The organism is Rhizobium sp. 16-488-2b (assembly GCF_017741815.1).
Taxonomy (GTDB): domain Bacteria; phylum Pseudomonadota; class Alphaproteobacteria; order Rhizobiales; family Rhizobiaceae; genus Rhizobium.
In genome coordinates this window covers 628,804-655,493 of the sequence record NZ_JAGHMF010000034.1, presented here as the reverse complement: position 1 = coordinate 655,493, position 26,690 = coordinate 628,804, and the positions used below count along the sequence as shown (strand labels likewise).

General features: G+C 60.8%; 17 protein-coding genes. 7 read left to right on the top strand and 10 right to left on the bottom strand.

The annotated features are described in order from the left end of the window. Positions 1-177: 177 nt before the first annotated feature. The gene (locus J5286_RS26490; protein ID WP_209192959.1) at positions 178-1,188 is read left to right on the top strand and encodes an IS30 family transposase; all 1,011 of its coding nucleotides are present in this window, start codon (positions 178-180) and stop codon (positions 1,186-1,188) included. A 71-nt stretch (positions 1,189-1,259) separates the two neighbouring features. On the opposite strand, the gene J5286_RS26485 is transcribed toward J5286_RS26490, so the two are convergent. The 4 genes from J5286_RS26485 to J5286_RS26470 form a co-directional block, all read right to left on the bottom strand. Continuing rightward, the gene (locus tag J5286_RS26485) at positions 1,260-2,585 is read right to left on the bottom strand and encodes an HlyD family type I secretion periplasmic adaptor subunit (protein WP_209192958.1); all 1,326 of its coding nucleotides are present in this window, start codon (positions 2,583-2,585) and stop codon (positions 1,260-1,262) included. A gap of 14 nt (positions 2,586-2,599) precedes the next feature. Continuing rightward, positions 2,600-4,858, bottom strand: a complete 2,259-nt coding sequence (locus J5286_RS26480) for a calcium-binding protein (protein ID WP_209192957.1) — start codon at positions 4,856-4,858, stop codon at positions 2,600-2,602. After that, complete coding sequence (locus tag J5286_RS26475; protein ID WP_209192956.1) at positions 4,855-6,609, bottom strand: type I secretion system permease/ATPase; 1,755 nt, start codon at positions 6,607-6,609, stop codon at positions 4,855-4,857. Before J5286_RS26475 ends, J5286_RS26480 begins: the two co-directional genes overlap by 4 nt. A gap of 70 nt (positions 6,610-6,679) precedes the next feature. Further along, entirely contained in the window at positions 6,680-13,966 is a 7,287-nt protein-coding gene (locus J5286_RS26470) for a peroxidase family protein (protein WP_209192955.1), read from the bottom strand. A 224-nt stretch (positions 13,967-14,190) separates the two neighbouring features. Here J5286_RS26470 and J5286_RS26465 point away from each other — a divergent pair, with 224 nt between their 5' ends. After that, positions 14,191-15,645, top strand: a complete 1,455-nt coding sequence (locus J5286_RS26465; protein ID WP_209192954.1) for a sensor histidine kinase — start codon at positions 14,191-14,193, stop codon at positions 15,643-15,645. On the opposite strand, the gene J5286_RS26460 is transcribed toward J5286_RS26465, so the two are convergent. Both J5286_RS26460 and J5286_RS26455 read right to left on the bottom strand, forming a co-directional pair. Continuing rightward, the gene (locus J5286_RS26460) at positions 15,646-16,320 is read right to left on the bottom strand and encodes a response regulator (RefSeq protein WP_348529290.1); all 675 of its coding nucleotides are present in this window, start codon (positions 16,318-16,320) and stop codon (positions 15,646-15,648) included. A 212-nt stretch (positions 16,321-16,532) separates the two neighbouring features. Further along, positions 16,533-17,246 (bottom strand): TfuA-like protein, encoded by a 714-nt coding sequence (locus tag J5286_RS26455; protein ID WP_209192953.1) that lies wholly within the window; start codon positions 17,244-17,246, stop codon positions 16,533-16,535. Between the two features lie 229 nt (positions 17,247-17,475). Between J5286_RS26455 and J5286_RS26450 the strand changes: the two genes are divergently transcribed. From J5286_RS26450 to J5286_RS26430, 5 genes are all read left to right on the top strand, one after another. Continuing rightward, entirely contained in the window at positions 17,476-19,416 is a 1,941-nt protein-coding gene (locus J5286_RS26450; protein ID WP_209192952.1) for a hypothetical protein, read from the top strand. A 26-nt stretch (positions 19,417-19,442) separates the two neighbouring features. Then, positions 19,443-19,661 (top strand): hypothetical protein, encoded by a 219-nt coding sequence (locus J5286_RS26445; RefSeq protein WP_018901692.1) that lies wholly within the window; start codon positions 19,443-19,445, stop codon positions 19,659-19,661. A gap of 306 nt (positions 19,662-19,967) precedes the next feature. Beyond that, positions 19,968-21,467: an aminotransferase class V-fold PLP-dependent enzyme gene (locus tag J5286_RS26440; protein WP_209192951.1), complete on the top strand. Its 1,500-nt coding sequence runs from the start codon at positions 19,968-19,970 to the stop codon at positions 21,465-21,467. Continuing rightward, positions 21,454-22,332 (top strand): MBL fold metallo-hydrolase, encoded by an 879-nt coding sequence (locus J5286_RS26435; RefSeq protein ID WP_209192950.1) that lies wholly within the window; start codon positions 21,454-21,456, stop codon positions 22,330-22,332. Before J5286_RS26440 ends, J5286_RS26435 begins: the two co-directional genes overlap by 14 nt. A gap of 4 nt (positions 22,333-22,336) precedes the next feature. Next, the gene (locus tag J5286_RS26430) at positions 22,337-23,119 is read left to right on the top strand and encodes a sulfite exporter TauE/SafE family protein (protein WP_209192949.1); all 783 of its coding nucleotides are present in this window, start codon (positions 22,337-22,339) and stop codon (positions 23,117-23,119) included. A 4-nt stretch (positions 23,120-23,123) separates the two neighbouring features. Here the strand turns inward: J5286_RS26430 and J5286_RS26425 are convergent, their stop codons facing one another. The 4 genes from J5286_RS26425 to J5286_RS26410 all read right to left on the bottom strand — a co-directional run bounded on the left by J5286_RS26425 (position 23,124) and on the right by J5286_RS26410 (position 26,605). Next, positions 23,124-24,017, bottom strand: a complete 894-nt coding sequence (locus J5286_RS26425) for a DMT family transporter (RefSeq protein WP_209193002.1) — start codon at positions 24,015-24,017, stop codon at positions 23,124-23,126. A gap of 136 nt (positions 24,018-24,153) precedes the next feature. Further along, the gene (locus J5286_RS26420; RefSeq protein WP_209192948.1) at positions 24,154-24,915 is read right to left on the bottom strand and encodes an SDR family NAD(P)-dependent oxidoreductase; all 762 of its coding nucleotides are present in this window, start codon (positions 24,913-24,915) and stop codon (positions 24,154-24,156) included. Then, on the bottom strand, positions 24,912-25,739 hold the full coding sequence (locus J5286_RS26415) for an ABC transporter permease (protein ID WP_209192947.1): 828 nt from the start codon (positions 25,737-25,739) through the stop codon (positions 24,912-24,914). Before J5286_RS26415 ends, J5286_RS26420 begins: the two co-directional genes overlap by 4 nt. After that, a complete protein-coding gene (locus tag J5286_RS26410; protein WP_209192946.1) occupies positions 25,739-26,605 on the bottom strand; it encodes an ABC transporter permease in 867 nt (288 codons plus the stop codon). Before J5286_RS26410 ends, J5286_RS26415 begins: the two co-directional genes overlap by 1 nt. Between the last annotated feature and the right edge of the window lie 85 nt (positions 26,606-26,690).

Here is a 26,690-nt window from a genome sequence, read left to right as displayed (position 1 = left end):
ACCCGGCCCAGCCGGTCGGATCGGGGGCTGATCCGAGCAGCCAGTGTCGCGTATCTAAATGGCTGACAACGTCGCAGCCCTATTCAGCTTTGACATTGTATGTAGCCGGGGTGGGTTCAAGGATGAAGTGCGACTTGCGAATGATACCAATGGGTTGTCACTCGCAAGGAAGCTGCAATGAAACGCACCTACTCCCACATCGACATGGATGAACGGCGTAAGATCGCCCGCTGGCGCATGGCGGGCCTGACTGTTGACATTATCGCCGAGAAGCTCGGGCGTCATCGCTCGACGATTTTCCGGGAAATCCGGCGCAACATGTTTATCGATAACGTCGTCCCGGATCTGAACGGCTATTATTGTGTTACGGCGCATGACATGGCGTGCGAACGGCGCGCTAAATTGCGGAAGCTGTCGCGCTTCTCGAATGTCAGGCAGTCCGTCATAGACCGGATCATGCATGGCTGGTCGCCGCAGCAGATCGCCGGCCGAATGCGGCTAGAGCGACATCCTGTCTCGGTGAGCCACGAAACGATCTACAAGTTCGCGTATTCGGCCGATGGTCAGGCGATAAAATTATGGCGACATTTGCCCGAACATCGGGCTCGACGTAGACCGCGTCACGCCAGACGCAAACACGGTCAACGGTTTAGCCCGGAACTCAACATTCTTCGCCGCCCCGACGCTGTTGCTGATCGAAAGCAATTCGGGCATTGGGAATGCGATCTCATTCAGTTCCGCAAGAAGTTCGGGAAAGCCAATGTGACGTCGCTTGTCGAGCGGGTGAGCCGCTTTGCCATCTTCCTGCGTAACAATGACCGGCAATCCCGGCCGGTCATGGACGGCCTCGTCCAGGCACTGCAAGCCCTGCCCCATCTAGCGCGTCGCTCCATCACTTTTGACCGCGGCACGGAGTTCACCGATTGGCCTTACCTTCAGGCAAGCATAGGCACCCAGACCTGGTTCTGCGATCCGCAATCGCCATGGCAAAAAGGCACGGTCGAAAACACCAACAGACGAGCCCGTAAATGGCTATCGAGAGAAGTCGATCCGCTCTCCGTCAGCGATGCCGACCTTATCGAGATCTGCAATCGGCTGAACACTACGCCACGCAAATGCCTTGGCTATCGAACGCCGGCAGAGGTCTTTCGAAAGAAACTCCTCGCGCAGATTCGTTATGCTGGTTAGCTTGGCTGAACCCGTAAGTCGCGCTTCAGCATGAACTCACAAGCCAACGCTTCCAGCTTGGCAGTCCTATCTCATTGCTCCTTGAAGGCGCGGCTGAATTGGTCGGTCAAAGGCTTTGCGAGGAACGAGAAAGCGGTTCTCTGTTCCGTCGAGATAAACACTTCGACCGGCATGCCAGGAAGCAGGACGTTGCCCTCAAGCTTTGCCATTTCCTCCGCCGATACCATGACATCAGCCAAATAGAATATATCGCCCGATGCAGGGTCGCTGCTCGTTGCCGGCGAGACGTAGGCAATCTTGCCGGATAACTCAGGCGTGGTTCGCTGGTTGAATGCGGAAAAACGCATGCGTGCATGCTGCCCGTAGAAAACCTGGTCGATATCGGTGGGCGAGAGCTTTGCCTGGATTTTCAAGGCAGCCTGCGAGGGAACAAGCGTTGCGAGCTTTTCCGCGGGCGTAATGACGCCGCCGATCGTATGGACGAAAAGTTCGTTGACCGTTCCGGTGAGCGGCGCGCGAATATCGGTGCGCCACAGACGATCCTCTATCGCAATCTTCTTCTCTTTCAGTTCCGAGATCTTCGGCTCGACCGCGCTCAATTCGCGCTGCGCCTCGGTTCGCGCGGCTTCGTCGATCGCTATGATCTGCAGCCCTATCTCGCTCTGGCGTGCCTTTGATCGAGCGATGCTTGCGTAGATCTCGCTGCTCTCGCCCTTGAGCTTCGCCATTTCACGATCGATCACGTATTTCCGCGACGTCTCCATCAGTTTCTTGTCGGTGAGCCCTTTTATTTTCTTATGTTCGAGCTCGACCAGGGCCAGCTCGTCGATCTTGGCATCGCGTTGGGCGGACAGCCCCTTTATCTCCTCCTCGAGCTGCGAAATACCGAGTTGCAGTTGCTGCTTCTGGCTTTCACGATTTTGCCGATTACCGACGAACAGACGCGTTTCGCCCACAAATGCAGCGGGGTTTGTGCTTAGCAGGTCACGCTGTCCGAACCCGAAGTCGATCTTGGCGAGGTTATCGCGTTCGGCGATGAGGCGGCTCTGTCTGGCCAGAAGCTCGACCAGTTGGTGTTTGACGATCGATAGTTCAGCACGGGTCTGAGCATCGTCGAGCCTCAGCATGATCTGCCCCTCGGTGACGAAATCCCCTTCCCTGACGGCGATTTCGCTGACGATCCCGCCGTCGCGATGCTGGATGGCCTTGAGGTTCTGATCGACCTTGACCAAGCCGGATGCGATGATGGCGCCGCTCAGCTGTGTCGTCGCCGCCCACCCGCCTGCACCCGCAAAAAGCAGGACGCCGAGGATTGCCCCCGCCATCACTCGCACGGTGACGGGAAATGAAGTGTCGGCGTCGTCGCCATCTCGGCAGATGTTTCGTTGCTCGGACATGCACGTCCCTCCCCTCAAGCGGCCGCGTCGATGACCACGAGCATGTGGTGACCGCTCAGATTGATTGTCATTTCGTAAGTCTGGTTGTTATCGGCATCGATCTCGATGAGCGTGCGGCTGAGTTCGTGTGTCCCTTCGTGTCGCACCCGGATCGGCTGAGCATCATCGTCGTCCTGTTGCCCGTAGACAGCCTCGAAATGGTCCTCGAGATCGTCGGCGAGCTCTTCGAAAATGCGGTAGGCCGATGTCTCGATCCGGTCGCCGACCATGAAGTCCAGAATATGATGGATGACGTCGCTGCTTGACGCGCTGGATGGCAGGGTAAACTGGAACACGTCGTTGCCGCCGCCGCCCTGAAGAATGGACGTCGTCAGCCCGACGGTAAAGACATCCTCCTCGTTAGTTCCGATCACCTGTTCGATGTTCTCAAGAATATCACTCCCGATATCCAGGCCGGTTGCCACGCCGGTCGAAAGATCGACGAGCACGCCATGAGCCGACTGGGAGTAGTCCACGGTGTCCGATCCGGCCTCGCCATCATAGCGATCGTCTGCGCCGTCGCTTGCAGCGATGATGATGTCGTCGCCATCACCGCAGTAGACGAGGTCGGCGCCGCCTCCATCGAGAATGCGGTCCTCGCCTGCACCGGCGATGACCGTCTCGTCACCAGCCGAGCCCGTAACCGTATCGGATCCGCTGCCCAGCCTGATGACCTCAAAGGAGGCAACGTTATCCGATCCAATCTCCTCTCCGGTCGCGACCGACTCCAAAAGGTCCACCACGATGGACATCGCGGCCGCGGAGTAGTCGAGCGTATCCAGACCATCACCGCCATCGTAATAGTCATCAGCGGCATCCAGATCTCCGATGACGCTATCAGCGCCTGCCCCGCCTGCGACCGTATCGCCGCCCGAGCCTCCGGTCAGAACATCATCGCCGTCCCCTCCCGAAAGCGTATCACGGCCCTCTTGTCCCAAAAGCGTATCGTCGCCTTCTCCGCCAGAAAGTGCGTCGTTTCCATCGCCACCGTCCAGCACATCATCTCCGCTGTCGCCGGAAACGGTGTCATTGCCATCGTTGCCAAAGAGCCGATCATCACCTGATCCGCCGCTGAGGAAGTCATCTCCTTCATCACCGAACACGACATCGTTGCCTTCGTCTCCCCACAGGCGGTCCCTGCCCGCGCCGCCGTGAATCTGATCGTTGCCGGCGCCTCCGAAAACAACGTCATCGCCCAGACCCGCAAAGATGATATCGTCACCGCTGCCAGCAACGATGTTGTCGTTGCCTCCTCCTCCGTGGACCGTGTCGGCGCCAGAGCGCGTGTCGATATTGTCGTCGCCCGCCATTGCATCGATCACGTCCGCACAGTCCGTGCCGAGCAGAAGGTCTCCGCCGTCGGTGCCAACGATCGGTGGCGCCGTGACGACCGCGAAATGCGCGGTTTGAGCAACCGAAAGCTTGCCGTCCGAAATCACGTAGTTGACGGTCACGCCACCAAGCTCGGTCCAGTCGAACAGCCAACCCGTTTCCGCCTTGACGATTGTCCCTGACGACACGGTCACATTCGTAACTTGCAGCGCGTCGCCATCCGGATCCGACGCGCCGCGCAAGAGATCTGAAAGGCCGATGAGGACAGCGGCGCAGCCGGATACATCAAGCAGCGTGACAGGGCCAGCGACGCGAGGCGCACGGTTGGCAGACGGGGTGCCTTCCTCGGTTTTTTCGTCCTCCTCCCTCTCTTCGTCCGTTCTCTCATCCTCGACGTCCTGTTGACCTCGCCTTCCCGTCGTATGGGAACTGGAGAAAGAGCCGCCTCGGTCGATATTGTCGTTCGACGCCCGCAAGGTGATCGAGCCGGCGGCTGGCAGCCTTTGAAAGAGCGGTGCGGACAACTCGATGCGCTGGAACATGAAGGGCGGCCACTCGATGGCATCGATGGCTTCTTCGCGCGATCCACCACCCGGCAGCGGCCCCGCGGGCTTTCTGGGCGCCGCCTCAGGACGCGATGCTGGTTCGATCACTCGCAATACGCCGGCTTTGATCGCCGCCGGCGGCATCCGCCCCTGCTCCGGCTCGTCCGGAGGCGGCGATTCATCGCGGCTCGGTTCGGCTGCGTCGCTGGACAATGCGCTCTTCAGATAGAGCGCGATCCCTGTCAGGAGCATCGCAACGAACGCCGGAGCCTTCGATCGCACGTCCTCGTTCTTCAGAAGATATTTGGCCTGAGGATCTTCGTCCTTGGCCGATTTTGTTCCTTTGGCCTCGATCATTCCGACACCCTTGAGGTCATGCGCGCAGTCATCGGCGCTCTGCCATTGGCATCGCCAACTGCGGCTGGTTTCAAGATTTCGTGCTTGGGCCCGAATGCGACCATCTTGCCATTCTGCACGACAGCGATAAGGTCGACCGCAGCCAGAGCGCTTGGCCGATGGGCAATCACGACGGCGATACCCTGGCGAGTTCGTATGGCATTTATCGCCTCGGTCAGAGCGGACTCCCCCTCCCCGTCCAGGTTCGAATTGGGCTCGTCCATAACCACGACAAATGGGTTGCGGTACAGCGCGCGCGCAAGCGCGATCCGCTGCCTCTGTCCCGCCGACAACGAAGCGCCCTGCGGCCCAAGCGCGGTCCGGTAGCCCTCCGGCAGGCGGACGATCATCTCATGAACACCCGTGGTCTGCGCAGCCTCGACAATCGCTCTTGCATCAAGGCGATCTTCCAGACGGGAGATGTTTTCCTCGACGGTAGCATCGAGCAGCGCCACATCCTGCGGAAGATAGCCGATATGCTGTCCGAGCGTGGTGTCGTTCCACTGGGTCAATTCGGCATCATCAAGACGTACACTGCCGCGCAATGCCGGCCAGATACCAGTCAGCGCGCGCGCGAGCGTGGTCTTTCCGCCACCGCTCGGCCCGATGATCCCGAGCGCTTGTCCGGCGGTGATCTCGAAGCTGACATCGCTTAAGAGGATGCGGCCCGACCCTGGCGCGGCCACTGTGAGCTTTTCGACCTTCAAGGTCCTTTTTGGCGCCGGCAGGGTCATGAGCGGTTCGGCGCCGGAGAGCGCCACCACTGTTTCCTTCAACCTTCCGAATGCTGTCCGCGCGGCAACGAACCCTTTCCAGTTGCCGACCGCGAGGTCGACGGGTGCGAGCGCGCGGGCAGATGCAACGGAGGCAGCGATGATAGCGCCTGCTGATAGTTCTCCGATGATCGTCAGCCATGCTCCGAGACCGAGAACCGCGGATTGCAATATCATGCGCAGCACCCTTGAAACGGCACCAAAAGTGCCGCTGATATCGTTGGTGCGTGTCTGCAGGGCAAGGTGCTCCTGGTTGGCGCGATTGAACCGCCTTACAGCCCGCTCCGCGAACCCCATCGCCTTCAGCACTTCGGCATTGCGGGTGTTCGATTCCGCGATGGCATTGCGTTCGATGCCTGATTTGTGCGTCGCGGCCGCCCATCTGCGTGTCATGAGTTCGGTGACGATCGTCAGGATCGACAACACAAAGGCGCCGCCGAAGGTCAGGGCGCCGAGATAGGGATGCAGCATATAGACGAACACGACATAGAGCGGCATCCAGGGAAGATCGAAGAACGCAAGCGGTCCCTGGCTGCTGACAAATCCCCTCACCGTGTCGACGTCGCGCCCACGGTCCAGTGATTCAGCCGTAGAGAAGCCGAAACGAGGCATGTCGATGGCCACCTGATGCGCCATGGGCGCGATCTTGGCATCGAGACGCGCTCCGACCCGCACCAGCACTTGCGAACGGATGATATCGAACAGGCCCTGAAACAGGTAGAGCCCGATCGCCAGTGCCGACAGACCAAGCAAGGTTGGCACGCTGCCGCTTGTCAACGCGCGATCATAGATCTGCAGCATGTAGAACGACCCGGTCAGGGCAAGGATGTTGATGATGCCGGATGCGAGGAAAAGGAACAGGAATATCCCCCTGAACCTCTGCGTCAGCTTCTCGACATTCTTTCTTTTCGTACCGGTCAACGGGCTCTTCGGACGCATGATGTCACCAATTCCTGCTGTTGAGGAAAGGTCCTGCGCACCGTTTCACGGGCGCGCAGGACACTTCTGGCTAGAGGTTGAAGTCCGTGCTGGTCAGGTTGTGATTGCCCTTGATGCTCAGCCGGAACTCAGCGGTGGCGTCATTGTCCACACTGCCTGAGACCACGGTGTAGTCGCCGTCATCCCTGGTTTCATGCGTCACGGCGATCTGGGCGGCCCCGCTGAGGGTCGATCCTGAAATCAGCGTGAATGCCTGATTGCCGGCGACACCATTGTTTGCGTCCGTGCCGCTGAGATCAATCTTGTCACCGGCCTGGAAGCTGGTGATCGTGTCGCCATTTGCTGCGGTGTCCGACAGGAAGCGGAAGGTATCGTTGCCCGCTCCGCCTTCGATGATGTTCACGGACGAGTTGGCCGTGATCACATCGTTGCCGGACCCTGTTACGACGTTCTCGAAGCCCCACAGCGTGTCATGGCCCGACTGGCTGCTGGAAGCGCTTCCCTGGCCCATGAAGCCGCTGCCGATGTCGACAGTGAGATTGGCGGTGATCGACGACATGTCCAGCGTATCGATGTCGGCCTCACCGTAGTAGATGTCGTCTCCATCGTTGACACCAGCCACGAACAGATCGTTTCCGCTGCCGCCGTAGGCCGTGTCGTTGCCCGCCCCGGCGTTGATCATGTCGTTGCCGGCGTCACCGAAGATGCGATCGCTGCCGCTGTCGCCGTACAACATGTCGTTGCCATCGCCGCCGAACAGGTCGTCATTGCCGTCGCCGCCGAAGACCATGTCGTTGCCACCGCCTGCCGAGACGAAGTCGTCTCCTTCATCGGCCCTGACGACATCGGCGCCACCATCACCAATGACCGTGTCGTTACCGGCAAGGGCGACGATCGTTTCACCGCTTGCGGTGCCGATCAAAACGTTGGCGGTAGCAGTGCCGGCGATCGGTGCACCGGTGGTCGGTGCAGGTATCGTCGGGACTTCGGGTACTTCGCCTTCCTCGTCTGGAACTTCGCCGTTCCCGACAATCTGCGGCGTGCTACCCGCCTGGGCAGTATAGGTGATGGAGTTGGTACCGTTGCTGATCGTGACCTTGCCATTGGCCTCGGTGGTCTCAAAGTCGGCAAGCACGGCGCCGGCAGGCAGTTCAATGACGTCCTGCGGCCGGAGCTGGCCGATGATCGTGTCCTTGCCGCCATTCGAACGGAAGACGATGCGATGCGCGGAGCCGAGAGAACTGATGTCCACGGTGTCGTCGCCGGCATTGCCGTCGATTGTGATTGTACTGAAGTTCAGGCTAGTGTTCGGCGCATCGAAATTACCGATGACCTGAATTGTATCACCGTTGCTTGTTCCTCCATCCGGCGCCGTCGGGTTATTGCCGTTGTTGGCGGTGGTGTTGAGCGTGTTGACGCTAATCTCCTCGATGTTGTCGAGCTCGGCAATGACGGATGTCGTGCCTGCCACCGTGCGGGTGATGATGATCTCGGTATCAGCTCCGACGACCTGGATGCCAGCTGCGACTGCCGCAGCTCTGGCATAGATCGTAAACGTCTCCGCCAGACCGGCGCGGCCGTTCACGATGAACGTATCCGCCCCGCCTACTTCGCCGTTGACCATGTCGAAACCATCGGTGTCACCGGCAGCATTCGCGTTCCAGTTGATCGTGTCGTTGCCGGCGCCTGCGAGAATGATGTCGTTTCCGGTGCCGCCGCTGATCGTGTCACCGCCGTCGCCGGCGCTGATATGGTCATTGCCGCCACCGCCCGTGATCGTATTGGCCGCGGTATTGCCAACGATGATGTCGGCGGCAGCCGTCCCGGTTATACCCGCTGTCGTAACCCGATTGATGGTCACGGTTGCCGGATCGGTCAGCGTTCCGTCGCTGCCGGTGTATGTGAACGAGCCACCAGCCGTTCCATTGTCCGACAGAGTGATGCCGCCCGCAGCCAGTGTCGGCCCGCTTGCAAGACCGTTGGCGCCACCCACTGCCGTGATGGTGACCGGTGAACCCTCCGGATCCGTATCGTTGGCAAGAAGCGCTGCCTGTGAGATCGTGAAGGCGGTGTTCGCGGCCACGTTGGTGATGACGGTGTCGTTGTTGGCGGATGGTGCATCATTGGTCGCAGCCACATGAACCGTTGTCGTCGCGACCGCGCTGCTGAGCAGCCCGTCATTGACCGTGATCTGCAAGATGCGGTCGACCGTGGCAGGATTATCCGTGCTGTTGGCGAAACGGACCTGTCCGATCGCAGTCTGATAATTGGCGAGCGATGCGTTGCCGGACAGGGTGAGCGTGATCTGCCCGGCAACACTGGTGTCGACCGCCGAGGTAATGCCACCCGGCAATCCGCCCGCCACCGACAGAACGTCACCTGCGCTGGCATTGGTGAGAACGACACGGGCCGAAGCCATGGTCGTGCCATCGTCGGTAATCCGGGCACCCGAGGCGATCGCCACTGCCGCGCCATTCTCGGTGTAATTCGCCACGTAGTTATTGCCTGGCGTTCCGGGCGTGGTCGTGGTTGTCACGGTGGTGGTCGCGATGTTCAGGTCGTCGATGAACAGCGTGTCGTTGCCGTCGTTCCAATTACCCACCGCGGTGAGGCGGATCGCGGAGGTTGCGCCAATCTGGGCCGGAGTGAGCGTTCCCGTGAAGGTGCCGTTTGTGTTGTTGCCTCCGCCGATGTTCGATCCTTGCAAGGATCCCAGTGACTGCCAGGTCGACGTTACGGTGTTAAACGCCTCGACGACGAGGTTCTTTCCAGCTTCCAAGTCCGTCATGTCGTAGCTGAATGTAAGCGTCGCGGTGGTGCGGCCGGTAAGATCGAGGGCGCGCGTAATTGTCGCTCCGTCGCCTGCTAGGAAGCGCAACTGGTTTGTTCCGGCAGCACCGTCAACGGTGCCACCTCCGGTATCGATCTGTATCTGTCCACCAGTGACGACGTTGCCGGTCGTCGTATCATTGGTTTCCACCCAAGGCCTGGTCGCCCAGGCAACCGTGCCGTTGCTGTTGGCGTGAGACGCTCCATTGAATTGGTCGCGATATGCCTGCGCAACCGTCGTGGTGATCGTGGTTGTCACGTCGCCATTAAGGTCAAGCGTGGGTGCCTGCAGCGAGATGGTCTGATCCGTGAACTCAAGCCGTTCGACATTGCGGACCGTATCCGTGCCGTCGGTCGCAAGACCACCGGTATGAGCGACGAGAACGGTTCCGTCAGGATTGAACGTGATGTCATACTCAGCCCGTGCGCCGGAGAATACGGCGGTGTCGATGTCTGCAACACCATCGCTGTCGACCTGATCGTTGCTGTTTCTGATCGTTCGCACGATCGCCAGCTGGCCGGGATTGATGGTGCCATTGAACATGCTGGCGGCAAGCGTGGTCATCGAGTTGTGCAAGGCAATCGGCGGGCCCGCATGCTCCGTGTCTCCTGGTGCGAAGACGCCGATCTGGACGTCGAGCCATTTGTCGCCATCGATGATGTCGTCTCCGGCCTGCCCCGTCATGCGGTCGCTGCCGTCACCACCCAGAATGATGTCGCCTTCGCTGTAAGCGGTCACGCCTGCACCGAGGAGTTCCTGCAAGCCGGCGATGAGCGCGATACCTTCTGCATCGAGCGCGCTGCCCTGATAACCTTCGGTGCCGCCTTGAGCGGCCGGAAGGCGTTCCGCGGCAAGCACGTTGGTGCCGGTGAGAATGTCGTTGAACCGCGTACCGGAAAGGCCCTCGACGGACTCATATTCGTCGAGTGAAGCGTTCTGCGGCAAGGTCGGAGCCTCATCGAACACGATGGGGATCGACAGGTCCGCGTTCACGAAGTTGGGGTTGTCCTTGTAGGTCGCCCAGTCGAAGCCGGACATGCCCACCATCTTGCCTCGGCCGGCGCTGCCGACGAAGATTTCGTTGCCGCCCTCCCCGATGAATTCGTCGAAGCCGCCGTCGCCCAGGAAAACGTCGTGGCCATCGATTTCGTCGTGCGAGAAGATTTCGTCGAAGTTGTCGCCGGGAGCGCCGTCGAAGGTCCCGGTTTCGATCCAGTCATTGCCCTCGTTGCCGAGGATGCGTTCGGCGTTCTTGTTGCCATAGATGAAGTCGTTACCGGTGCCGGCAAAGACCTCCGAGCCCATGTCCGTGCCCAGGAAGATGAAGTCCTGGCCGTCATTGCCCATCACCAGATCGAGTCCGGGACCCGCGTGAACGACGTCATTGCCCTTGCCGGCCTTGATGTTGTCGTCGCCGCCGCTGTCGACAATGATGTCATCGCCGTCGCCGCCGTTGATGATATCGTTGCCGAAGCCACCTTCCAGCCTGTCGTTGCCGGCGTCTCCGAACAGCGTGTCGTCGCCGATGCCGGCGATGATGATGTCGTTACCATCGGTGCCGCCCATGACGACGTGGTCGCCGCCGGTATAGCGCAGGTAGTTCGTGTCTGGACCTGTCGTCGCCGGATTGTTGCGGATGACAAGCTGCGTCAGGATGCCGTCGCCGACAGGATCCGTGCTCTCGAGCACGCCGTCCCCGTCAAGGTCATTGAACTGCCGTGTGGCGTCGACCTCGAGGATCAGGCCGGGGGTCGAGAACACATCCGAAGGCAGATGCGTCGCGTCGGTATTTCGCATGATCATCGCGGCGAACGAGTTGTTCTCCATTTCGCCGAACAGGTGCAAGCCATCGAGGCGTTGCAGATAGTAGAAGCGGTCGCCGTTCTGCAGCTTCTCCATCTGCATTTCGAAGACAAAATTGAATGTCGAGCCGAGCATGCCGCCGAACGGCATGATCTCCTCGGCCAGACCGCCGATCCACAGATCGACGTTGTTCAGGCCTCCGAGCGAGCCTCCGGCGTAAGCTCCGGTGGCATTCAGGAAATCCAGACGATCCGCGGGCACGGCAAGGCCGCCGACCGATACGCCGGAGATAAGCGTCAGTGCTGCATCTCGCTTGCCCTCGAGTGTCGGCTGCGAGGTGATGAGCGTGTGGGTGCCGTAGGCGGCGATGAAGTTGATGATCGACGCTTCATGCTTCAGATGCCCGGCGAAATCGACCCAGCTCTCGTAAGGCTTCAGCAGAATGTCCTGGTTGGTGGCGTTATAGAACTGCGAGCGCGCCTCGTTCAGCGAGGGAACGCCGGTGTCTCGGCCGCGTGCCAGATTTATCGTCGCGAGATCGAGCGGAAGGCCCAGCAGATTGTTGCGCAGTGCGCTGGTCACAAACTCGTCGATTTCGTTACCAGCCTGGCGGGTCATGCCACGAACGATGGCGCCGGCGGAGATGTCGGCATCGACGGTCGAGATGCCGCCGTTGTTTTCAAACTGGAGCGGGTTGAGGAAGCCTTCGATCAGACCGATATGATCGGCAGTGAACGTGGGATCGAAGCGATCGATCGACTCCGTCAGCATCGAATGGCCGAAACGATAGACCACATGCGCGAACTCAGCGACGATTGAGGGATCGATCGTCACATCGAAGCCATCCGGCACCAGGAACACGTTGATGTTCGGCTGGATCTTGCGGGCGAACTCTTCAAAAACCAGGTGCTGATACTGCATCTCGGTTCCGAACTTCGCAGCCTGGAACAGGCGCTCGCCGTCCCAGACGAGGCCGTCGGCGTTGGCCGGAACCTCCGTGACATCGTTGATCAGCCATTCGTTGAGGAAGGCCACGGCCTCCGCCTGGGACGCGCCGCCGTCGAGCAGTGCGATCGCGTCCTGCAACACCGTTTCCTTGGTGTGCTCGACCAGACGATTGTGCTCGGAGTGGAATACGTGGTGGACGGCAGTCAGGCCGATATTCTCATTGGCGCGACCATCCCCGGCAACGTAGTGGGCATCGAGCAACTCATTGTCGTAGTTGCCATCGGTCGGCGATTGGTCGGGGTTGCCGAGACCAATTTCGATATCGCCATCGGCCAGACCATCCGGCACCGCGTTATGCGCGATGTCGGCAAGAAAGGCGTGGCCCGTCAAAAGGACATTGGCAGGAACAAGAACCCCGAGCCCGCCATTGGCCGCGGGATTGCCTTCCACCAGGCCGGTGGCCGTAACCATCTGGGGATAGCCGTTGGGGCCGCGGATGAACTCGCCATAAGGATCGGTGGCGAGCAATGGGACGTTGCCGACATTGGCGTCAACAAGCTGGATGCCCAAGAGATCAGCCGCCTGCGCCTTCAGGTCGCCCCACGTCGCCATGCCGCCATTGCCGCCCTCAATGAGCTTGCCGGTGGCAACCGGGTCGCCGGCCGCATTGAGGGCGTAAGCGCGCAGGAAGACCTGATGCGAAGGATGAGAGGTGTAGGTCTGGTTCTGATCGACGAAAGAGGTCGTGGTATTGACCGGGCGATCGGTATTGTCCGCCGCCTCGTTAACCGCCGTGTTCGGATCATCGACCAGGATACCATCCGCGCCGGGCCCCGCCAGGGTAGCGCGCGTCAGGACCATGAAGTTTGTCGAGCCGCCCGGAACATAGAGCGGATCGTCGGGCATCAGCGGTATGAAGACCGTGCCATTGCCACCTTTGGCAACAAGATCCAGGCCGTGATCAAAGAATTGGCCGAACAGCGTGAACCAGGAATTGAACGGCGCCGACAGCCCTTCATCGGGGGCGGCGTTGGTGATCACGACGTTGACGCCGTCAAGCTCGACACCGTTGGCATCGAGCAGCAGCATCAGATCGTCATCGGCAAGTGCAAGCGCCGCTTCCGCCGCGGCAAGGTTGGCGGCCGTCTGGGCGGCAGCATCCTGCAGGCCCTGGTTGTTGGGGCTAGCGGACGCTGCGGCCTGGGCCTCGGCGTTCAGTCGCTCGGCCACGCCAAGTGCGTTGAACAGCGGCTTGAGCGGCTCATAAGCCGCGGTGATCTGTGCGGTCACCGCCATTTGCTGCGCAGCGGGGACGATGCCAGCGCGCTGCAGCGCCGTCAGGATAGCGGACGGATTGCCCAGCGTCTGATCGACGATCAGATTCGAGATGGTGCGGACATAAGGATCGAAAACGTCGCCGGCACCCGAGGGCCCGGGGCCATCATTGTCGACGGTCGGGTTGTATGAAACAGGGACCAGTTGTCCTCCAGGGCCGGCCGGAACCATGATGGTCTTGAATTGCGTGCCAAGCGGCTCGGGGAATTCGTTATCGGCAGCGCCCCACTCCGGGTGAAGGGGGTTATTATAGGTCCCATCAACAGTGCGAAGTCCCCAGGATAGATTGTAGGTCGGTATCGATCCGCCCGGGCCGAAAAGCGGCTTTGCCACGTTTTCAGGATCGCCGGTCGAAACACCCTGCCGGAATGCGGCGTCCGCTTCCGCGATCTTGATCTGCTTCAGTATGAAGTCGAGGTCGGAACGAATGTAGGTAACCATCTCTATCTCCTCCCGTTGGGTTGGCCGCGTTGGGCCCGATGTCGGTCTGTTTCGACGTGGCGGCAGGACTGCCCAGCGGGGAAAATGGAGCCGCGCGGACAGACACACCGTGAAATTTGGCTAAGTCTTCTTGCGCTGATACTAATATGCGAGGGGGAGAACGACAGTTGCTGAGGTCCTGCTATTTTTCAGGACTTTCCGCCTGGAAGGGGAGGACCTAAGGCATGGGCGATAATGGGACTTTGGTCCCGTCGGAGGGGGAACATTCATTGCGGGAGCGCAACTGCCGCTGGTCTTGGAGGAGGCTGAGCCTTTCGGCCCAATTTGGGATTTTGGCGGCGCTGATCATACTCGGCGCGACGGCGATATTGGGGGAGTGGCTGAGCGCGAGGATCGCGGACAGCCAACTCCGAAGCCGCGCGGAATCCGCGGCCCTCTATATGGAAGGGTTCCTCGCACGACACGTCGAAGTGACCGAAACCGGGCCGCGTGTATCTCCGGCCAGGCGGGAGGAGCTCGATCATCTTCTCGCCAACGCTGACCTCAGCCGCCGTATCGAAAGCCTCAGGGTCTGGCGACGCGATGGCGAAATCGTCTATAGCACGGACAATTCTCTCATCGGCCGCCGCTTTCCGTCCACCAACGTCGATCAGGCATTCACAGGCAACGTCGTTGTCCATCTTGAATACGGCCACGATGACGAGGGTGAGCGGCCCCGGGATACCGAGGAGCCTCTGATCGAAATCTACGCGCCTATCTACAGTCCGGGAACACGAGACATCATTGCTGTCGGTGAGGTTTACGAAACTGCTCAGGATTTCATCGACAAAAGAGACCTGGTCCAGCGGCAGACCTGGCTGCTGGTCACCGGCACGACATTCTCGATCTTTGGTGCTCTCTTTTTCGTTGTACACCGTGCCGACAAGACCATCATCGAACAGCGTTTGCGCCTTAAGACCCAGCTCGCTGAAGCGCGCGCGCTGGCGCAGCAAAACGAAGAGCTGCGAAGGGCCGCGGATAAAGCACGCCTTGATGCCAGCGCGCTCAACGAGACCTTCCTCAACCGCCTTGGCTCCGATCTGCACGACGGTCCACTCCAGCTTCTTGGTGCCTTGATATTGCGGCTGGGAGCTGACAGCGCGCGGGACGCCGCGGACGGAAAATCCGGAAGTGTCGCAACGGCGTCTCTGTCATCGTCGGCGATCGCCCGCCAGGTTTTCACCGAGCTGCGTGATCTGTCCACTGGCTTGGTGATGCCGGAAATCGCCCAGCTCTCGTTGGAGGATGCTCTGAAGCTCGCCGTCGATCGGCATCAATTCACAAGCGGAACCACAGTCAAGGCCAGTTACGAAAACCTGCCCAGCGAAGTCCCGGAAGCTCTGAAAATCTGTCTCTACAGGGCGGTTCAGGAGGGATTGACCAACGCCTTCCGACACGCTGGCGGCATTGATCAGCAGGTGATTGCGCGAGCTGGTGAAGAGGAAATCAAAATCATCGTTAGTGACAGCGGTCCGGGTGTTCCCGAATCAACGGCGCAGCACCGTTTGCCGACGCTGGGGTTGGCGGGCATTCACAACCGTGTCCAATCGTTTGGTGGTTCCGTGGAGATAAGACAACGTCGCGCCAAAGGCACGGAATTGGTTGTCACTGTTCCTGTGAGGTTTGCTGACAGACTCTAGCTAATGCCGGACAGCCGGCTCGATATCACCGCCGAGCTTCTGCGCGGCGAGGAGAACTTCCAGTCTGTTTCGGGCGTTCAATTTGTGCATGAGGATCGTCATGTAGTTCTTGACGGTCTTCTCGCCCAGTTTCAGCTCGCATGCGATCTGCCGATTGGTCCAGCCGCGCGCAAGCATGGCGATGATTTGAGCTTCACGGATGCTTAGCTTGATCTCCGTCCCCGTGGCCCGTTTATAGCTCGCCATCCGCTGCTCTTCCACAAGCCGGCATGCAAGGCTCGATGTAATGAATATCTCGCCATTGTGAACTGCGTTCAGCCCTTGAATAAGTTCCTGCGGGTTGCTGCCTTTCAGGACATATCCGCTGGCACCGGCATCAAGCGTCTTGATGACAAGGTCGGTTCTCGTCATTGCCGTAAAGACCAGAACGCGTGTCGTCACAGCCTGTCGCACCAGCTTTCCGATCGCGTCGAGGACATTGCCGGGCATCATAAGATCGACAATGAGAATGTCCGGCTGTGCCCGCAATCCTATGTCGAGCGCATCGTCGGCGGTGGAACCGGTGGCAACAATCGAGAATTGATCGTGCGGCCTGAGAAATTCCACCAGACCGGCTAGCATCAAAGGATGATCGTCCGCTAAAGCAAGCGATATAGATACCATGGAAGCCCCCACTTCAAGTATCGCTTATATAACGCCATCTTATACATGTCCAGATACTACAAATGTGCAGGATTTCCACATGTATAGTTCTCATTCTGGCACGGATTTCTGAAATATATCTACCACTTTCGATTTATATCTATCAGCTCTCAACTGCTCTTAGACAAGGTGAGAGCCTGATTGGCTTCGTATCGGCTTAGCGTTCCGTCCTTAACAGCCGACTGTTAAGCCCAATCCGGAAACTCGGCCTTCCAAAAGTCGGTCGCCTGAAACGTCCAGGTCACATTCGATGCAAACCTCCGGTCGGGCGTCTTGGCGACCGCTTCGATCAAAAGCCGGGCGTCACGGAGTTTCAGGTTGGTGTCGTTGTCACGTAGCAGCGTCAGGATTGCGTCTGCGCGCTCCGCATCGCCCAGTGCGCGCCGCACCAGCTGACGATAGGTGCGTTCCTTGAAGAAGATGGCCCGCGCGGCAGCCTGCAGCGCGTCATGCTCTTCGCGGCTGATATGAGCGAGCGCCAGACATCGCGATATTGTGGCGCGGACGTTGACGAGCGGTTCGCTGAGCGGGAGATACCCCATTTCGGCGGGTGCATGCGTTTGCGCGACATCGGAGTCATCTTCGAGCGCATTGGATGCGAATCCCTCGTAAATTTCACCGATGCCGATCATTCCGTAGGTGGCGCACTCCGCTGCTCGCAGAGCACCCATGCTGGCGGCGCCGAGCATGTGGACGCCTCGCGACAGCCCGAACAGTATCTCTTTGTGCCATATTGCCGGCACGTGCTCATAGATCCCGTCGATCAGGCCGATGACATTGGCGCCGTCCATGATTGCCCGGTAGACGTCGCCCTGCCTTGCGGGCGGCCGGATCTCATAATCCGCGCTGGGCGGTAGGGCCGCACCAAAAAGAGTCGGTCCGGCAAAGATCACTCGCATCTTGATCCCGATCTTGTCTTATGCGCCCGAAAGACCATACGTTGTTTTCCGCATTCACTTGCAAACGAGGGCGTGTGACAAGCTGTAAGTGAACGTTTCCGACCGCAAGGATATTACAACCTTTGCGTCTCGCAAGCGCGAATGCAGCTGTTGAATGTCGCCGCACATCGTGACAAACTGCCCGTGGGACGAGCCGGCGCCCAGCAAAAGCGGACCTATCAGGGGTAAAATGACGTTCGTTCTGGAGACCTTTGGAAAGCTGCGGTTGGCCGGCGAGGATGGCAGTGTTATCGCCTTGCCCGAAAAGGGGCTGTTGCTGCTTGCCTACCTGCTGACGCTTGACGAGGGGGCGGCGTATCGCACCACGATCGCCCGCTTTTTATGGGGTGAAACGGACAACGGCGCTTCAGACACGACCTTGCGAAAGCTGCTCTCCCGGCTGAAGGCCTATCAGAGCGAGCTCGGATCCAGTTTCGTATCCTTCGAGGGCAGCACGATCTCGATTGATCGCACGCTGCTGACGTCAGACATCCAGCTCATTCGGGAAGACGAGACCTCGGCGCCGTTCGCGCGGCTGCGGCGGCTGGTCAAGCTGCTCGATCAGCCATTCCTCGGCCCGGTCAAGATCCAGAGCCGCGAGTTCAGGAGCTGGGTCGTCGATGAAGGAAACCGGCACGTCGAGCTGCTTGAGCGGACGCTGAGGGCGGCTCATGGCGATGCGCAGACCCGTGAAGACGCGGAAGTGCTGCGCAAGGCGGCGGTTATCCTCTTCCGTTCCGAGCCGCAGGACCCGGAAACTCTGCAGTTGTTGCTGAAGATCTTCAATGCCGAACAAGATGTTGAATCGCTTCAGAATTATTTCGCCAAGCGACGCGGCTCGATCGAGCGCGGCGCCAAATTCTCGGCATCCGATAATGGGAACAGCAGCGCTAAGGTCGCAGCCGAAGCGAGAGCGCCTTCGCGCAATGGCGCGGCCGCCGGCTTGGCCGTCGAAGCGGGCAGCATAGCCCATGCGATCCCGCGTCTCGTGCTGCTTCCTCCGAGCAACCAGACGGTGAGCCCGGATGCGGGCCTCATCGCCTCGTCGCTGATCGAGGACATCACCATCGGTTTTTGCGCCTTCAACAGCCTGCGCGTGATCGCGCCCTACTCTGCTGTCCAGGTCGGCCACAACGTGGAAACGCAGGCCGCCTTCTTCGAACGACAGGCCGTCAACTACGTGCTGGAGACGCGCATCAGTGGCAGCGCAGATGACGTGACGCTGTTTGCCCAGCTGATCTTCGTCGACGACGCGCAGGTTCTCTGGGCCGAACGTTTCGGCCTGCATCGCCTCGACCTGCTGCGCGACAAGCGCGCGATCTCGCGGCAGATCGCGCTCTCCGTCTCGCGCGAAATCGCCCGCCACGAGGAGCAGCGCGCCGATATCGAACTCAATCCCGCGGCCTATCACCGCTATCTCGCCGGCAAGCGCGATATGACGCGCATGACGCTTCCCAACCTCCGGCGCGCGCGCAAGGAGATGAAGGCAGCGCTTGCCGCGAGCCCCGATTTCGCGCCGGCGCTGAGCGCCATGGGGCGCACCTATTCCAAGGAGTGGCTGCTCACCGCGCGCGGCGATATCGAGCTCCTGAAGCAGGCGGAGAACCTCTCCAGGCAGGCGATCGAGAAGCGCTCGGACTTCGCCGACGGCTACCGTGAATTCGGCGTCGCCAAGCTGTTGCAGGGCGACTTCGACGAGAGCGCCGAGGCGATGGAAGTCGCCGAAGCGCTGGCGCCGCATTACGCCGACGTCATCGCCGACCACGCCGATACGCTGGTGCATTGCTCTCGCCCCGGCATGGCGCTGCAGAAGATCGAGCGGGCGATCGAACTGAACCCACTGACCCCAGACATGTATCTCTGGACAGCGGCGGGCGCCAACTACGCGCTCGGCGAATTCGGCTCGTCGATCGATTACATCGGCCAGATGTCCGACCCGAGCCTCGCGGATCGCCTGGCGGCAGCCAGCTGGGCGATGATGGGGCATGCCGACAAGGCACGCATTCTTGTGCGCCGCGTGCGCGAGGCAAACCCGAATTTCGACGTCGATACCTGGCTGGCGGCAGTGCCCAGCAAGGAGCAATGGCATAAGGACCTCTACCGAGAGGGCCTCAAGAAGGCAGGCTTTTAACAGTTCATCTTAGAGGGAAAGAGAACATGAGCGCAGTCGTTGTCATCAGCATCACCGGCGAAGAAGGTCTTTGGGTCGCCGATCTCCGCGCGGGAACCGTCACCCCGCTCGATCCGCCGGCAGGTAGCAAGCTCAAGGAGGTCGCCGATCTCCGCAAGAGCGGCACGTCCATCACGAAGGACGTCAATTTTGCCGTCGTTGTGAAGTCCGCCAAGGAAGCCGCGTCCGGGCACTACGAAGGCTAATCAAGGCCGGAAGATCCAAGTCAGTCAGTTGGTCGGCGCCTTGTCTCGCTCAAGGCGTCGGCTTTGTCGTGCGCGTTGTTTGCGAGAGTGCAGCAACACCGTTTCCGACAACCGATCATCCTGACTCGCTGCCATCTCGCTCAGCCAGATTGCGCTCGCCGGCACAGCCATATCAAAATAAGCGGATATGCCGCCCAATTAGATCATACGATCCGACTTCAGCCAATTCCGCCTAAAATCAGGTGAGTTTGCTCGGCCCGTTCCAGATTACAATCCACGTCGCCATCCCCAGCAAGGAGAACGACCGTGGAAACCCCTCGCCTCGCCCCATCGCACACAGCGACAGCATTGTCGAAATTCCGCGATAGTCTCGCAAGCGCCGATGTCATCGCCGCTCTTCGCGACGGGCTTGTCGGAGCGAAAGCGAAGATATCCGGTCCCTATGGCGAGAAGAGCCTCGTCTACGCTGACTATGTCGCGTCGGGCCGGGCGCTGCACCAGGTCGAGCGTTTCGTGCTCGAAGAGGTTCTCCCCTATTACGCCAACAGCCACACCGAGGCCTCCTACTGCGGTGGCTTCATGACGCGTATGCGCCGCGAAGCGCGCGGCTTGATCGGCGGCTTCTGCGGCGCGAATGCTGATCATGCGGTGATCTTCACCGGCTCCGGCGCGACAGCGGGCATCAACCGGCTGGTCTCGCTGTTCGGCGTGACGGACGCGATTGCGTCAGGCAAGCGCGTGCGCGTCGTCATCGGCCCCTACGAGCACCACTCCAACATCCTGCCCTGGCGCGAGAGCGGCGCGGAGATCGTCGAGATTCCCGAGCAGGCATCCGGCGGCCCTGACCTTGGTCTGCTCGAAGCAGCACTGCGCGATAGCGACGCGGATCTCACGATCTGCACGCTCTCGGCCGCGTCAAACATCACCGGCATCACCAGCGACGTCGCCACGATCACCGGCATCGTCAAGGCCGCGGGCGCCAGGATGATCTGGGACTACGCCGGCGCCGGCCCCTATGTGCCGATCGCCATGTCACCGGCATCAGGTGCTGAGGTCGACGCCATCGTCGTTTCTCCGCACAAGTTCATCGGCGGCCCCGGCGCTTCCGGCATCCTGATCGTCCGGCGCGACGCTGTCTCGGCGACCAAGCCGTCATGGCCGGGTGGCGGCACGGTGAAGTTCGTGTCTCCCACCGCGCATGACTATAGCGACAGCCTCGAAGCCCGCGAGGAAGCCGGCACGCCGAATGTCGTCGGCGACATCAGGGCGGCACTCGCCTTCATCGTCAAGGACGCGATCGGCGCGCAGGCGATGGCCGAGCGCAATCATGCGCTTGCGGAGCGCGCCTTCAGCGCCTGGACACATATCGAGCGGCTGGAAATCCTCGGCCTGCCCGGCCCCGACCGTCTGCCGATCTTCTCGTTCCGCGTGAAGGACGGCAAGGGCGGCTATGTCCACCAGCAGCTGATCACGCGCATGCTGAGCGACCGCTTCGGTATCCAGGCGCGCGGCGGCTGCGCCTGCGCCGGGCCTTATGTCCACCGGCTGCTCTCGATCGACGATCAGCAATCGGAGGCGATCCGGCAGGCCATTCTGTCCGGCGCGGAGATCATGAAGCCCGGCTTCATCCGGTTGAATTTCAGCGTTTTGCTCGATGACGAGAAGGCCCGGTTCATTCTCGACTCTGTCGCCCAGATCGCCGCCGATGCGACCGCTTTTGAGAGGGATTACGATTTCGATCCGAGCCGGGCGATCTTCTTCCCGCGTGTGGCGGCCACGGAGAGCACGGTCTATGCAGCAGCCTGAGGTCGCCGGCTTTCACGATGTGCGCACGGGCAGCATCCAATACGTGGTGTCCTGCCCGACCACCCGCAAATGCGCCATCATCGACCCCGTGCTCGATTTCGACGAGAAGTCGGGCTCGACGGCGACGACGAATGCCGATCGCCTGCTTGACCACATCGCGCGCCATAACCTGACGCTCGAGTGGATCCTCGACACGCATCCGCATGCCGACCATTTCTCCGCCGCCTCCTACCTTAAGGCGCGCACCGGCGTGCCGACCGCAATCGGCGAGCATGTCGTGCAGGTGCAGAAGATCTGGAAACAAATCTACAACTGGCCCGACCTCGCCTGCGACGGATCGCAATGGGACCGGCTGTTCGCCGACGGCGACACCTTCAGGATCGGCGATCTCGAGGCCCGCGTGATGCATTCGCCCGGGCATACGCTGGCATCGATCAGCTACATCGTCGGCGACGCAGCATTCATCCACGACACGCTCTTCATGCCCGATAGCGGCTCAGCGCGGGCGGATTTTCCGGGCGGCAGCGCCGATAGCCTGTGGACGTCGATCGAGCGCATTCTGGATCTCCCCGACGAGACCCGGCTTTTCACTGGCCACGACTACATGCCCGGCGGACGCGATGCCTTGTGGGAAAGCTCGGTTGCCGAACAGAAGCAGAAGAACCCGCATGTCGCCGGTCGCTCGCGCGCCGAGTTCATCGAGATCCGGGAGGCCCGCGACCGGACCTTGCCGATGCCGAAGCTCATCTTGCATGCGCTGCAGGTCAATATTCGCGGCGGCGCGCTGCCGGAGCCCGAGGCCGATGGCCGTCGTTACCTGAAGATCCCGCTCGACGCCCTTCCCGGATCGGTCTGGGGGAGATGACATCGTGGATGGATCGCTCCAGCATGTCCTTTTCGCGCTCGGCTCTGGCTCGCTTGTTGGATGCACGCTGGGCCTGATCGGCGGCGGCGGTTCTATCCTCGCCACGCCGCTTCTGATGTATGCCGTGGGCATGCGCGACGTGCACACCGCGATCGGAACCGGCGCGCTCGCCGTTTCCGCCAATGCCTATCTCAACCTCGCAGGCCACGCCGCCAAGGGCCACGTCTGGTGGCGCTGCGCGCTGATTTTCGCAGCCGCCGGCGCTCTCGGCGCCTATCTGGGATCGAGCCTCGGCAAGCTTGTCGACGGTCAGAGGCTGCTCTTCATGTTCGGCCTGCTGATGATGTTCGTCAGCTTCGCCATGCGCAAGACCCGCACCGCTTCTGACATCACCGCCCACTCGCTGACGATGGCGGTGCACGGCAAGACGACCGCGATCGCGCTGCTGACGGGTATGTTCTCAGGCTTCTTCGGCATCGGCGGCGGTTTCCTGATCGTGCCAGCGCTGCTGCTCGCAACAGGCATGCCCCTCATCAACGCCGTCGGCACCTCGCTCATGGCCGTCGGCACCTTCGGCCTGACCACCGCCGCCAACTATGCCACATCAGGCCTGGTCGATTGGGCGACCGCGGGCTATTTCATAGCGGGTGGCATCGGCGGCGGCATCATCGGAACGATCGCGGCAACGCGCCTTGCCGACCGGCGCAACACGCTAGCCACGATTTTCCGCGCCGTCATCTTCGCCGTCAGCCTCTATGTGTTGTGGCGCAGCTACATGGCGCTTTAGCCGGTTATGGCCGCTCGGCGATCCCCGAGCCGGAGGCCGGATTGTTCTTGGACTGCGCGCGATGCTCCCGCCACATGGTGAAAAGACCCGCGCCGACGACGATCGCGGAGCCGAGCAGCATGTTCCAGCTCAGCGTCTCCCCAAAGAACATCACCGCAATGACCGCGCCTACGACGAGCTGGAGGTAGGCGAGCGGCTGCACTTCGGAGGCCTGCAGGGAATCGTATGCACGGATCAGGCAATAGTGGCTGACCGTGCCGCAGATGCAGAGTGCGGCGACCATCGGCCAGTCCGATACGGCGATCGGCGTCCAGTAGAAGGGGCCAAGCAGCGAGATCGCGACCGCGCCGCCCACGGCGGTGTAGATGAGGCTCGTAAAGGTCGAATCGTTGCGGCTGACCGCCCTTGTGGCGACGCTATAGGCCGCGAACATGGTCGCGCAGGCGAGCGGCAGCAAGAGATAGAAGCTGAAGGCGCCACCGGTCGGGTTGATGATCAACAGCACGCCAAACAGGCCTGCGACAACAGCTAGCCATCGCCGCCAGCCGACATGCTCGCCCAAAAACGGGATCGAAAGAATGGTCACGATCAGCGGCGTCGACTGGAAAATGGCCTGGGTGATGGCAAGCCCCGTATGCGCCAGACCGTAAACGAAGAGCGCGATCTCGGCCACCAACAGCACGCCGCGCATAACCTGCATCAGCGGATGTTTCGTGACGAAGGCGCCACGCACGCCGCCGGGCTTGCGCATCGCCAGCAGCATCACGAAAGCCGCGAACGCCCAGAAGCGGATCATGGTGATCAGGATCGGCGAATATCGTTCGCCAAGATATTTCGAAAAGCTGTCCTGGACGGCGAAGATGAAAACCGCAGCCAAGGTGAATAGGTAACCCTGCAGCTTGGGGCTGGTGCTGTTGGAAATTGTCGTGTTCTCCGCTGTCGCTTCAGCAACGGACTAGTCCAGCCCATCCGATTGCTCAAGCCACGGAATCGTTTGAATCCGATCTATTTCGAAGTTTATTTCGACACCCGCGTCAAACGACGGTTTCGCCCCCATCGACGACCAGGATCTGCCCGGTCATGTATGACGAGCGGTCGGAGACGAGAAAGAGAATGGGCTCGGCGATCTCGGAAACATCGGCCCAGCGCCCGAGCGGCACCTTCTCGGCGATGTAGCTTTCGATCGCATCCCTGCCGCCCATCTGCGCGATGAACGGCTCGTTGAACGGCGTGTCGACCCAACCGGGGCACAGCGCGTTTACGCGCACACCGAACTTCGCATAGTCGCCGGCCATCTGGCGGGTCATGGCGATGACCGCGTGCTTTGTCGTGGTGTAAGCGATCATCTCGCGGTCGTAGAGTACGCCCGAGGAAGACGAGGTGTTAAGGATGACGCCCTTGCCCGCCCGCGTCATCAGCGGCATCACCAGCCGGGCGGCCATGAAATGGGCGCGCACGTTCAAGGCCCAGGACTTGTCGAACCCCTCTATCGCGACCTGCTCCAGATCGCCAGCCACCTGCGCGCCGGCATGATTGTGCAGGATATCGATGCGTCCGTGCCTGCTGGCAATCGCGGCGACGCCGTCTTCCAGCGCCCTGTCGTCTGTGACATCGAGCACCAGGGACTCGGCGCTGCCGCCGGCTGCGACGATCTCCCGGACGGTTTCTTCGGCATTCATGAAGTCGACATCGGCGACGACGACATGGGCGCCTTCTCGCGCCATGATCGAAGCCCCTGCGCGGCCAATGCCGGAACCGGCGCCGGTGACGATTGCAACACGGTTGGCAAGAATCATGGTGTTTCCCCTAATGTCTTTTGTTGTTTTTCACGCATCAGGAACCGTGCGATCAGGATCATCGCGAGCGAGGCGACCAGCACCATGGTTGCGATCGCATTGATCTCGGGCGTCACGCCACGGCGGATCGACGCGAAGACATAGATCGGCAGCGTGGTGTTGGAGCCGGCGACGAAGAAGGCGATGATGAAGTCGTCGAACGAGAAGGTGAAGGCGAGCAGGAACCCGGCGAGGATCGAAGGCAGGATCTGCGGCAGGACGATCTCGCGAAATGTGGTGAGCGGCGTGGCGTAAAGATCGCTCGATGCCTCGACGATATCGCGGCCGAGGCTGGCAATCCTGGCTTTCACGATCATCGTCACCAGCGCCATCGTGAACAGGCCATGCGCCGCGATGATCGAGCCGAAGCCGAGCTGGAGCCGGGGCGGCTGCTCACCCGGCCAGACGGCGGCGAGCAGAGGATTGAGGATACCGAAGACCTCGACCAGCGCTACTAGCGTCGCAATGCCGATGACAACGCCTGGAACGACGATTGCCGCGGCGAAGAGACCGTCGAACACCGCCCGCGCCTTCGGGCCAAGCCGCTCCATGCCGATCGCTGCCATCGTCCCGAAGATTGCCGCCAGGGTCGCGCTGGTGAATGCGATGATCAGGCTGTTTTCGAGCGCCTGCATCAGGAAGGTGTTGGAGAGCGCCTTGCCATACCACTGCGTGGAAAAGCCGGTGAAATCCGATGCGTTGCGCCCGGCGTTGAACGAAAACAGGACGACCAGCGCGATCGGCGTATAAAGAAACAGATAGACTGCGGTGACGAGGCTACGCATCAGACGAGATCCACCTGTCGGGTGCCGGCGACGCGCCATGCGATACGCATGGCGACAAGCAGCACGATGACGACGACCACCACCAGCGTAACCGCGATCGCGGATCCGAACGGCCAGTTGCGCGACTGGAGGAAGAGATCGACGAGCGCGTTGCCGATGAAGAAGACCTTGCCGCCGCCGAGCAACTGCGGGATCAGGTATTCGCCAAGCAAGAGGATCGTCACCAGCGCCACGCCGGTCATCACGCCGGGAAGCGAGAGGGGCAGTGTTATGCCGAAGAAGGTCGAGAGCGGCTTGGCGCCGAGGTCGGCCGAGGCCTCCAGCAGACGGCGGTCGAGCTTTTCGAGGCTGACATAGATCGGCATGATCATCAGCGGCAGGTAGCCGTAGACGATGCCGAGCAGCACGGCGCCGGGCGTATTCAAGAGCCTGACATTCTCTATGCCGACGAATTCGAGCAGATGCGGAATGCCGCGCGCGCCCAAAATATACATCCAGGCATAGGTGCGCACCAGCAGGCTGGTCCAGAACGGCACCACGACCAGCGAAACCAGAAGCAGGCGGTGCTGTGGGCTGGCCTTCACGGCCAGATAATAGGCCACGGGATAGGCGACGAGCAGGCAGGCAAAGGCGCCGATCGGCGCCAGCACCAGCGTATTCTTGAAGGCAGCGGCGCGCGAGCCGAGATTGGCGAACTGCGCGAAGGTGAAGGCCGCCTGATAGCCTCCTTCCGGCGCCCGCTCGCCGAAGGAGAACACCACGATGGCGATGAAGGGCAGCACCAGGAAGATAAACAGCCATGCGCTCGCCGGCGCGACCAGCGCGGCGGTGACAAGGCGTTTCTTGGTGTCCGGTGTCAGGGTCATCTTGGTCCAGAGAAGCGTTCGTAAAAAGAGCAGTGTGATCGATGCAAGGCACGCCTCCTTTAAGGGCGACGTGCCTTGGCGATGG